Annotated in this window: 6 protein-coding genes; 5 read left to right on the forward strand and 1 reads right to left on the reverse strand. The window is 74.8% G+C overall.

The genetic code is table 11. The features are described 5' to 3' along the window. Positions 1-226 precede the first annotated feature (226 nt). The 5 genes from FA014_RS16205 (at position 227) to FA014_RS16225 (ending at position 7,630) form a co-directional block, all read left to right on the forward strand. On the forward strand, positions 227-1,510 hold the full coding sequence (locus FA014_RS16205; RefSeq protein ID WP_154730681.1) for an outer membrane protein assembly factor BamB family protein: 1,284 nt from the start codon (positions 227-229) through the stop codon (positions 1,508-1,510). Positions 1,511-1,686: 176 nt separating this feature from the next. Beyond that, positions 1,687-3,459, forward strand: a complete 1,773-nt coding sequence (gene leuA / locus FA014_RS16210) for a 2-isopropylmalate synthase (RefSeq protein WP_154730682.1) — start codon at positions 1,687-1,689, stop codon at positions 3,457-3,459. Between the two features lie 194 nt (positions 3,460-3,653). Further along, positions 3,654-4,385: a DNA repair protein RecO gene (gene recO, locus FA014_RS16215; RefSeq protein ID WP_154730683.1), complete on the forward strand. Its 732-nt coding sequence runs from the start codon at positions 3,654-3,656 to the stop codon at positions 4,383-4,385. Then, positions 4,385-5,161, forward strand: coding sequence for an isoprenyl transferase (locus tag FA014_RS16220; RefSeq protein WP_154730684.1), 777 nt, complete (start codon positions 4,385-4,387; stop codon positions 5,159-5,161). The genes recO and FA014_RS16220 overlap by 1 nt, the downstream gene beginning before the upstream one ends. 126 nt (positions 5,162-5,287) lie before the next feature. After that, entirely contained in the window at positions 5,288-7,630 is a 2,343-nt protein-coding gene (locus FA014_RS16225) for a penicillin-binding protein (RefSeq protein ID WP_154730685.1), read from the forward strand. A gap of 103 nt (positions 7,631-7,733) precedes the next feature. Here FA014_RS16225 and FA014_RS16230 read toward each other — a convergent pair. Beyond that, positions 7,734-8,211 (reverse strand): DedA family protein (locus FA014_RS16230; protein WP_195969326.1); only part of this gene is annotated, 478 nt, incomplete at its 5' end.

An 8,211-nucleotide genomic window follows, 5' to 3' on the forward strand; every position in this document is an offset into this window, starting at 1 on the left:
GCCAGCGCTTCTCGTCCCGTCGCTGCCCCGTCCCGGCCGCGCACCTCGGGCACAGGCGGCCGACCTGGTCGGCGTGCCGCCCGGAGGCGGGCTGGACGTCGGCCCACCGCACGTGCGGGAACCGCTCCGCCCTCGGGGATGGCTGCCGCCCGCCCCGCCGGAGGACCCACCCGCGGCCCGCCCCTCCCGGCCCGCACGGCCGCACCGGCGCCGGTGGGTCGCGCTGGTGGTCGTGCTCGGCCTGGTCGTCGCCGGCGCGCTGGTCGGCCGTGCTGCCGCGCCCGACGCCCCCGCGGTGGTGGCCCCGGGGATGCTCGCCCCGCTGGACGGGCCGCCGTGGGCGCGGTGGCGGGTCCCGGTCGCCCGGTCCGCCGACGTGCTGGCCGCGTCCGGCGACCTGGTCGTGTCGGGGGTGCGGGACCGCCGGTTCGGGGTGGCGGCGTACGACGAGGACACCGGGGAGCGCCTCTGGACCCGTGACCTCGGCCCGGTGGCCGGCACCCGTCCGCTGACGGGCTGCCCGCACGCGGCGTCGGACGTAGGCCCGGTCGTCCTCTGCGTCGTCGAGCCACCGGTCGTCCCCGGGGGCGGCGGGCACGGGACGGTGCCGTTCCCGGCGCCGGACGAGCGGTGGGCGCAGGTCTCGGCGCTCGACGCCACCACCGGGGACGTCCTGGGCCGGTGGACGGTGTCGGGCCGGCTCGCGGCGGTGGAGCGGATCGGGGACGACCTCGTCGTGCTGCGGGTCGGCGCGGACGGGCACGCACGGGTCGGCCGGTACGCGGGCGCCGACGGCCACCGGGTCTGGTGGTACCGCGGCAGCAGCCCGCTGCGGCTGCGCGAGGGGATCGTCAGCGGCTCCGAGCTGCGGGTGAACGACGCGTTCGTGCTGCTGCAGGGCTGGTCGGCGACGGTGCTCGACGCCGTCGACGGCGAGGAGCTGACCGCGTCGCCGCGCGGGTCGTTCGTCGTGGGGTCGCTGTCCCGGGACGTGTTCGGGACCTGGTCGAGCGGGGACGGGGGCGTGGTGCGGGACCGGACGGGGCGGGCGCTGTTCACGTCGCGGGCGCTGTTCCCGGCGGTCACCGCCTCCGACGGTGACCCGCCCGACGTGCTGGTGATGGACGAGGGCGGCACGCTGAGCGCCCGGTCGATCCCGAGCGGGGCCGAGCTGTGGCGGCACGACACGTACCGCGCGGTGCGGCTGCAGGCCGGCGGGCACCTGCTGCTGCTCGGGGTGGACGGCTACCAGGTGGTCGCCGCGCGCACGGGGACCGTGGAGTGGGAGTCGCCGGAGCGGGTGCTCATGTGGTGGGCCCCGCTCACCGACGGCGCGGTCGTGCTCGGCGCGGGGCGGTCGGGGACGGGGACGCCGACGATGGAGGCGCGGCGGCTGGCCGACGGCGCGCTGGAGTGGGTGCTCCCGATCGAGCAGGGGGTGCGCTCGGTGACGGCGGTCGGCGGGCACCTGGTGCTGCGCAGCCGGGACGAGCTGATCCTGCTGACCTGAGCCGTCCGCATGCTGAGCGGTTGCGGTCCGCCGGGTGGTGCGGAGTACAGTCGAACCGTGCTCACGCTTCGCAGCCTCCTCCTTCGCCGCCGCGACGAGGCCCTCTAGGCCGGATCCTCGTCGCGGTGTTCGGTGCGCCGGCTGACCCCAGCACCCCGCGAAGCGAAGGACCCCCGATGAGCTACCACACCCGCGCCGCCCAGCAGCCGTCCGGCATGCCGGTGCACAAGTACCGCCCGTTCGCCGACCAGATCCGCGTCGAGCTGCCGGACCGCACCTGGCCCACGAAGCAGATCACGAAGGCCCCGCGCTGGTGCGCGGTCGACCTGCGCGACGGCAACCAGGCGCTGATCGAGCCGATGAACGCCGCCCGCAAGCTGGCGATGTTCGAGCTGCTCGTGCAGATGGGCTACAAGGAGATCGAGGTCGGCTTCCCGTCCGCCTCGCAGACCGACTTCGACTTCGTCCGGATGCTGATCGAGGAGGGTCGCATCCCCGACGACGTCGTCATCCAGGTGCTGACCCAGTCCCGCGAGCACCTGATCGAGCGCACGTACGAGGCGATCGCCGGCGCGAAGCAGGCCATCGTGCACCTGTACAACTCGACGTCGGTGCTGCAGCGCGAGGTGGTGTTCCGCTCCGACGAGGACGGCATCGTCGACATCGCGGTCCAGGGCGCGCGCCTGTGCAAGAAGTTCGAGGAGAGCGTCCCGGACACCGAGGTGTTCTACGAGTACAGCCCGGAGTCGTACACCGGCACGGAGCTGGAGTTCGCGGTCCGGATCTGCAACGCGGTGCTGGACGTGTTCGAGCCGACGGCCGAGAAGCCGGTGATCATCAACCTGCCGGCGACGGTCGAGATGGCCACCCCCAACGTGTACGCCGACTCCATCGAGTGGATGGGCCGGCACCTGCGCTACCGCGAGAACGTCGTGCTGTCGCTGCACCCGCACAACGACCGCGGCACGGCCGTGGCCGCCGCGGAGCTGGGCTACCTGGCCGGCGCGGACCGCATCGAGGGCTGCCTGTTCGGCAACGGCGAGCGCACGGGCAACGTCTGCCTGGTCACCCTGGGCATGAACCTGTTCAGCCAGGGCGTCGACCCGGAGATCGACTTCGCCGTGGGCGGCGGGATCGACCACATCCGCCGGGTCGTCGAGTTCTGCAACCAGATGGCCGTCCCCGAGCGGCACCCGTACGGCGGCGACCTGGTGTTCACCGCGTTCTCCGGCTCGCACCAGGACGCGATCAAGAAGGGCCTGGACGCCATGGAGGCCCGTGCGGCCGCGGAGGGCAAGGGCGTCGACGACATCGTCTGGGCCGTGCCGTACCTGCCGATCGACCCGAAGGACGTGGGCCGGTCGTACGAGGCGATCATCCGGGTCAACTCGCAGTCCGGGAAGGGCGGCATCAGCTACCTGATGAAGTCCGAGCGCGACCTGGACCTGCCGCGCCGCCTGCAGATCGAGTTCTCCCAGGTGGTGCAGCGGTACACCGACGCGCACGGCTCGGAGGTCACGGCCGACGCGCTGTGGCGGATCTTCACCGACGAGTACCTGCCGGTCGACTCCGCGTCCGACCTGGAGGCGTGGGGCCGGTTCGCGCTCCGCGGCACCCGGACCACCAGCGCCGAGGAAGGCCCGGACACGCTCGCCGTCGACCTGGTGGACAACGGCGTGGACCGCACCGTCGAGGCGTCCGGCAACGGGCCGATCGCGGCGTTCGTCGCGGCGCTCGACCAGGTCGGGGCCCGGGTGCAGGTGCTCGACTACGCCGAGCACGCGCTGTCCGCCGGCGGTGACGCCGCGGCGGCCGCGTACGTCGAGTGCGCCGTGGGTGACCGGACCCTGTGGGGCGTCGGGATCGACTCCTCGATCACGACCGCCTCCCTCAAGGCCATCATCTCGGCCGTCAACCGCGCCGAGCGCGAGGCCGCCACCACCCGCTGATCCCGCGCGGGCCCCCTGGACGGGGCCGGCGCCACCCCCGACCGGCCCCAGCGCCCGGTCCCGCCCGCCGCGCCCACCCGCGCGCGGCCGCGGGGCCGGGCGTCGCCGCGTCCGGGTGGAGGTTCGGGGCGGACGCGGCACGCGGTCGGCGAACACGTGCGCGCTCCGCGGGGCCCGCGGGGGATGATGGGGGCGTGAGCCTCTACCGCGACGAGGCGATCGTGCTGCGCACCCACAAGCTGGGGGAGGCGGACCGGATCGTCACCCTGCTGACCCGCAGCCACGGCAAGGTGCGCGCGGTCGGCAAGGGCGTCCGCCGCACCACCTCGCGGTTCGGCTCCCGGCTCGAGCCGTTCATGCACATCGACGTGCAGCTGAACACCGGCCGGAACCTGGACGTGGTCACCCAGGTGGAGACGCTCGGCGCGTACGGCCGTCCGGTGTGCGAGGACTACGCGCTGTACACCGCCGGCACCGTGATGCTGGAGACCGCGGAGCGGCTGGTCGAGGCCGAGCGCGAGCCCGCGCTGCAGCAGTACTGGCTGCTGGTCGGCGCGGTGCGCTCGCTCGCGGCCCGGGAGCACGCGCCGGGCCTGGTGCTGGACTCCTACCTGCTGCGCGCGCTCGCGATCGCGGGCTGGGCCCCGTCGTTCACCGACTGCGCGCGCTGCGGGCGGCCGGGGCCGCACCACTCGTTCGCGGTCGCGCAGGGCGGCGCCGTGTGCACGTCCTGCCGCCCGCCGGGAGCGACCGCCCCGGCCCGGGAGACGTTCGAGCTGCTGTCCGCCCTGCTCGTCGGCGACTGGCCCGTGGCCGACGCGTCCGCCGAGCGGCACCGCAAGGAGGGCAACGGCCTGGTCTCCGCGTACTCCCAGTTCCACCTCGAGCGCACGCTGCGCTCGCTCCCCATGGTCGAGAGGATCTGATGCCGGTTCCGCCGCCCCCGCACCCGAGCGGGGCCCGCCCGCCCGTGCTGCCCCGGGAGCTCGTCCCGCAGCACGTCGCGATCGTCATGGACGGCAACGGCCGGTGGGCGAACGCCCGGGGGCTGCCGCGCACGGCGGGGCACGCCGCGGGCGAGGCGTCGCTGCTGGACGTCGTCGCCGGGGCCATCGAGATCGGCGTGAAGCACGTGTCGGCGTACGCGTTCTCCACCGAGAACTGGTCGCGGTCGCCCGAGGAGGTGCGGTTCCTCATGGGCTTCAACCGGGACGTGCTGCGCCGCCGCCGGGACGTGATGAACGACTGGGGGGTCCGGGTCCGGTGGGCCGGCCGCCGGCCGCGGCTGTGGCGCTCCGTCATCTCCGAGCTGGAGGAGGCCGAGCGGCTGACCGCCGGCAACACCACCTGCACGCTGACGATGTGCGTGAACTACGGCGGGCGCGCGGAGATCGCCGACGCCGCGAAGGCGATCGCGCAGGACGTGGCGGCGGGCCGGCTGAAGGCGGACAAGGTCTCCGAGAAGACGATCCAGCGCTACCTCGACGAGCCGGACCTGCCGGACGTCGACCTGTTCATCCGGTCGTCGGGGGAGCAGCGGACGTCGAACTTCATGATCTGGCAGGCCGCGTACGCCGAGCTGGTGTTCCTGGACGAGCCCTGGCCCGACGTCGACCGCCGGCACCTGTGGCGCGCCGTCGAGACCTACGCGCGCCGGGACCGCCGCTACGGCGGGGCGGTCGACAAGCCCGCCACCGCCTGACCCACGGCGGTCGCTGCGTAGGTGGGCACGGCGTCTTCACCCCGCCTCCCGCGGGCCCCCGCGGGTCCACCTACGCCGGGCACTCCGCCGGGCACCGGGTGCCGCTGCGCTTCCTAGCGTCGCGGCATGACACGTCCCTCCCGGGTCCACGTGACCCCGACGCAGGTGCTCGCGCTCCTGCTCGCGTTCGTGCTCGCCTCGGGCACCGGTGGGCTGCTGCTCGCCGGGACGCTGATGCCGGTCGCGGCGGCCGCGCGCACGGCCACCGGACTCGGTGAGGAGATGCTCCAGGACCTGCCCTCGCACCTGGAGCGCCGCCCGCTGTCCCAGCGGTCCGTGATGACCGCCGCGGACGGCACCCCGATCGCGGAGTTCTTCGCGGAGGACCGGGTGGTCGTACCGCTGGACCAGGTGTCCGTGCACCTGCGGGACGCCGTGGTGGCGACCGAGGACCGGCGGTTCTTCGACCACGGCGGCATCGACCCCACCGGCATGGCCCGCGCGCTCGTGCAGAACCAGCTGACCGGGTCCCAGCAGGGCGCGTCCACGCTCACCCAGCAGTACGTGAAGAACGTGCTCATCGAGCACTCCGCCCGCGAGGGCGACCACGCCGGGGTGGCGGCCGCGCAGGAGGCCGACGGGGCGGAGGGCTACGCCCGCAAGCTCCGGGAGGCGCGGCTGGCGGTCGCGCTCGAGCAGGAGCTCACCAAGGAGGAGATCCTGGAGAGCTACCTGAACATCGCGCCGTTCGGCGTGGGGGTGTACGGCGCGGAGTCGGCCGCCCGGCGGTACTTCAGCACGTCCGCGGCGGAGCTGGACGTGCTGGAGGCCGCGACGATCGCCGGCATCACCAAGAGCCCGCGCACCTTCGACCCCACCCGGTCGCCGGCGGCCGCCGAGCAGCGCCGCAACACCGTGCTGATGCTCATGCGCGACCAGGAGTACATCACCGCGGAGGAGCACGACGCCGCGGTCGCCACCCCGGTCGCGGACACCCTGCGGGTGAGCGAGGCGCGCAGCGGCTGCATGGCGGCGGACGCCTCGATCCCCGGGGCAGGGTTCTTCTGCGACTACGTCACGCAGGTGATCCGGCACGACCCCGCGTTCGGCGAGACGCCCGAGGAGCGGGCCGACCTGCTGTACCGGGGTGGTCTGGTCATCACCACCACGCTCGACCCCCGGTTGCAGGCGCTCGCGGACGAGCAGGTGAAGGCGCGGGTGCCGGTGGACGACCGCTCCGGCGTCGGCTCCGCGATGGTGGTCGTCGAGCCCGGCACCGGACGGGTCGTGGCGATGGCGCAGAACCGCACCTTCGACAACACGGCGGAGGCCGGCGGGTCGGCCGTGTCGGTGAACTACGGCACCTCGTTCTCCTACGGCGGGTCCGGCGGCTTCGCGCCCGGTTCGACCCTCAAGCCGTTCACGCTGCTGGAGTGGCTGGAGCAGGGCCACCACCTCGGGATGACCGTCGACGGCACGGCCCGCACGCTCAACACGAACCAGTTCACCGCCTGCGGGTCCCGGCTGCCGAGCCAGACGTGGCCGGTGCGCAACTCCGAGGGCGGCGCGGGCCGGATGTCGGTGCTCCGGGCGACGCAGCGGTCGGTGAACCTCGCGTACCTGTCCATGGCCATGCAGCTGGACCTCTGCGACATCATGCAGGGCGCCGCGGACCTGGGCGTCACGCAGTCCTCGCAGGGGCGGGAGGGCGAGCCGTTCGGGGCCTACGCCGCGAACGTCCTGGGCTCCGAGGCGACCTCCCCGCTGGCCCTCGCGGGGGCGTACGCGGCGTTCGCGGCGGACGGCGTCTCCTGCACCCCGGTGGCGGTCACCGCGGTGCTGGACGCGGACGGCGCCGCGCTGCCGGTGCCGGACGCGGGGTGCGCGCAGGCGATCGACCCGGACGTGGCCGCCACCCTGAACCACGCCCTCGGGCACGTGTGGCAGGGCACCGGGCGGTCGCTCGGGACGCCGGGCTACGCCGCGGCGGGCAAGACCGGCACCACCAGCCGCAACGAGCAGACCTGGTTCGTCGGCTACACGCCCCGGCTCGCGGCGGCCACCTGGGTGGGTCACCCGGACTCGTTCACCCCGATGCAGGACGTCGTGATCGACGGCCGCCGGTACCGGCACGTGTACGGCGCGACCCTCGCCGGGGTGGCGTGGAAGGGCTTCATGGACGCGGCGCTCGCGGACGGGCAGCCGAACCCCGCGTTCACGCCCGTGACCGACCAGGCCCGGCTCGGTCGCTCGTCGTCGGTGCCGTCGGTGGTGGGCCTCGACCGGGACGCCGCGGTGGAGGCGCTGCGGCGGGCCGGGTTCGAGGCGGTGATCGGCGGCAGCACGGCCTCCGACCTGCCGGCCGGGACCATCGCGAGCCAGAGCCGGATCGGCAGCGCCGAGGCCGGGTCGAGGATCACGCTGCACCCGTCGCGCGGCGGGAGCACGGACGGCGGGGCGAGGGGGTAGTCGACGCGTCGAGCGAGTACCCGCCGACTACTCGCTCGACGTGTCGAGTACCCCGTGGGCGGGTCGGCCACCCCGCCGCGCCCCGGCGGCGGGGTGGCGGGCGTCAGGCGAGCTGGTCGGCGCGGGCGGCCCGGCGGGCGGCATCCCGCCGCCCGGCTGCGCGGCGGGCCCGCGTGCGCCGGCGCACGACCAGCCAGGTCACCAGCGCCGCGAGCACCAGCAGCACCGCCGCGAGGCCCCACGGCGACGCGGTCGCCAGCCGGACCGCCGCCCACACCGCGCCGAGGCCGACGGTGCCCCACACGAACGCCCAGGCCACGCTCCCCGGGACGGACGCCGCGAGGAACCGGGGGTAGGGCATCCGGAGCATCCCGGAGCCGACGAACACGGCGGTCTGCACCCCGACGGTCAGGTAGGCGAGCGTCACCGCGAACGGGCCGAACCGGTGCACCAGGGCCAGGCCGCGGCGCGCCGTCGAGGTGCGCATGAGGCGCCGCACGCGGGCCCGGGCGGCGGCGCCGGCCGTCGGCGCCGACCCGGCGTCCGCGACCACGACGCGCTCGCACCGCTCGCGGAGCATC

The organism is Cellulomonas hominis, assembly GCF_005239125.1.
GTDB lineage: Bacteria > Actinomycetota > Actinomycetes > Actinomycetales > Cellulomonadaceae > Cellulomonas > Cellulomonas hominis_A.